Genomic DNA, 2,365 nt, shown 5'->3' with positions numbered 1-2,365 from the left:
TTGGCATTTCGAACAGATCCATTCATTTTTTAGTTACAGTTTGCGGAAACTCAAGTAAAAATCAGTTATTGACATTTATGTTTTATGATGTTAGAATATTTAAGTAAAATAAAGAAGAAGGCTTCCGCTTCTCACCTTGCGATAATATCTGCATGGTTAATATTTTTTCATAGTGTATATTGCGGATAGGCTTGCTTATCCGCTGTTTTATTTTATAAGGAGCACAAAAAATGCTTGCTGAATATATTATTAAATATAAGATGTGCCCCTTTACATATTATTCATGGAGGTGGATGTTATAAGTAAAGACTTTTTAATTAATGATAAGATTAGGGAGAAAGAGGTCAGACTAATCGGTTCAAATGGGGAACAGGTGGGTATAGTTCCGCTGCGAAAGGCCAAGGAAATGGCTGAAAATGACCAGCTGGACCTTGTGCTTATTGCACAACAGGCGAAACCGCCCGTATGCAGAATTATGGATTATAGCAAGTATTTATATGAAGTTTCCAAAAGAGAAAAGGAAGCCAGAAAGAACCAGAGGGTAATAAATATAAAAGAAATAAGGTTTAGCCCTAACATTGAGGAACATGACCTCAATGTAAAAGCGAGAAATGCTGGCAAGTTCTTAAAAGACGGCGATAAGGTCAAGGTTACCGTAAGGTTTAGAGGCCGCGAAACGGATTACTCTCATCTCGGTCAGAAACTCTTGGACCAATTTGCTGGGATGCTGCAGGATGTTGGAGATATTGAAAAGAAAGCAAAACTAGAGGGAAGAAATCTTATAATGGTATTAAAACCTAAAAAGGTTTGAGCAAAGAGAGGAGGACTAAATATGCCAAAAATAAAAACAAACAGAGCCGCGGCAAAAAGATACAGGTTAACGGGTAGTGGAAAAATAAAAAGAGGTAAGGCATTTAAGAGCCATTTTTTATCGAGGAAAAGTGCTAAAAGGAAAAGGAATTTGAGAAAGATTGGATATATCAGTGAAAACGAGGCAAGGACAGTTAAAAGGTTGATACCATATAAATAATGCATAAGAAGGAGGCAACAAATTAAATGGCAAGAGTGAAGAAGGCAATTAATGCCAGAAAAAAGCATAAAAAAATATTAAAACTCGCCAAGGGTTTTTATGGCGCAAAGAGCAAATTATTCAGGCCTGCAAACGAAGCAGTTATGAGGGCTTTAAGAAGTTCTTATACAGGCAGAAAATTAAAGAAGAGAGATTTTCGAAAACTCTGGATTACGAGAATAAATGCGGCATCCAGGGCTAACGGATTGTCATATTCGAAATTGATGAATGGCCTGAAATTAGCAGGTGTTGAAATTAACAGAAAGATGCTGGCAGACATTGCAGTAAACGATGATACAGCGTTTTCTGAATTGGTAAATATAGCCAAACAGCAACTTGATGCATAAAAGGCCTACATAAATAGGTCTTTGTTTTTTGTAAATAATTAATAATTGTAGAGATTAAGAGAATGGATATTATAAAAAGCAGGGATAATGATATTTTAAAACTTGCGAGGAAGTTAAAGATAAAAAAATACAGACGGGAACTGGGACTTTATGTTATCGAAGGCTTAAGGTTTATTGAAGATGCTGTAATGTCGAATGCTCCCGTAAGATTCTGCATGTGTTCTGAAAGCTTAAAGGGTGAAAGGGCAGAAAGGCTTTTTAAAAATCTGCATGATAAAAGTATAAGATTATATATGCTAAAAGATGAGCTTTTTAAGGATATATGCGATACAAAAAATCCACAGGGCATCATAGCCATTATAGAGAGAAAAAATTATACCGTAGAGAGCATCAGAAAGGATGCAAGTTTTCTGATACTGGCCGACAGGCTGCAGGATCCGGGTAACCTTGGGACGATAATAAGAACCGCGGATGCCGCAAATGCTGACGGAATAATTGTTTCGGATGGTACGGTCGATCCATATAGTCCAAAGGTGCTGCGTTCAACAATGGGCTCTATTTTTCACATACCTGTTGTCGCAGGGGATTTGATCGATGCCATAAAGGCTCTTAAGAAACAGGGCTTTAATGTGTATGCTTCAAGTCTGGATGGTGATAATTCTTACTTCGATTTTGATTATTGCCTGAAAACAGCGATAGTCATAGGGAATGAAGCCAATGGAATCGATGAAGAGATATTTAACCTTTCAGATAAGTTCATAAAGATACCGATGCTGGGAAGGGCGGAGTCGTTGAATGCTGCTGTAGCAGGCGGGATATTGATGTTTGAAGTCGTAAAACAGCGAATGTCTGCCGCATTCAAATAATGTTTATGCATCCCAGCACCAGCAACAGTTATCTTGAGTTTCCGCAAACTGTAACTAAAAAATGAATGGATCTGTTCGAAATG

4 protein-coding genes and 1 other annotated feature are annotated in these 2,365 nt (G+C 37.4%); all 4 genes read left to right on the top strand.

What is annotated here, in order from left to right; all coding sequences use genetic code 11:
* The first annotated feature begins 105 nt into the window (after nucleotides 1-105).
* Nucleotides 106-217: a sequence feature (ribosomal protein L20 leader region), on the top strand.
* Nucleotides 218-283: 66 nt separating this feature from the next.
* The 4 genes from infC (at nucleotide 284) to QME45_14645 (ending at nucleotide 2,282) form a co-directional block, all read left to right on the top strand.
* Nucleotides 284-811 (top strand): translation initiation factor IF-3, encoded by a 528-nt coding sequence (gene infC, locus QME45_14660; GenBank protein ID MDI6619868.1) that lies wholly within the window; start codon nucleotides 284-286, stop codon nucleotides 809-811.
* Between the two features lie 21 nt (nucleotides 812-832).
* On the top strand, nucleotides 833-1,030 hold the full coding sequence (gene rpmI, locus QME45_14655) for a 50S ribosomal protein L35 (protein ID MDI6619867.1): 198 nt from the start codon (nucleotides 833-835) through the stop codon (nucleotides 1,028-1,030).
* 26 nt (nucleotides 1,031-1,056) lie between these two features.
* Nucleotides 1,057-1,416: a 50S ribosomal protein L20 gene (rplT, locus tag QME45_14650; protein ID MDI6619866.1), complete on the top strand. Its 360-nt coding sequence runs from the start codon at nucleotides 1,057-1,059 to the stop codon at nucleotides 1,414-1,416.
* Between the two features lie 62 nt (nucleotides 1,417-1,478).
* Complete coding sequence (locus QME45_14645; GenBank protein ID MDI6619865.1) at nucleotides 1,479-2,282, top strand: RNA methyltransferase; 804 nt, start codon at nucleotides 1,479-1,481, stop codon at nucleotides 2,280-2,282.
* The last annotated feature ends 83 nt before the right edge of the window (nucleotides 2,283-2,365 follow it).

The organism is Clostridiales bacterium, from assembly GCA_030016385.1.
Lineage (GTDB): Bacteria > Bacillota > Clostridia > Clostridiales > Oxobacteraceae > JASEJN01.
Note: the sequence above shows the minus strand (reverse complement) of the source record. Positions and strands in the feature narration are given on the sequence as shown.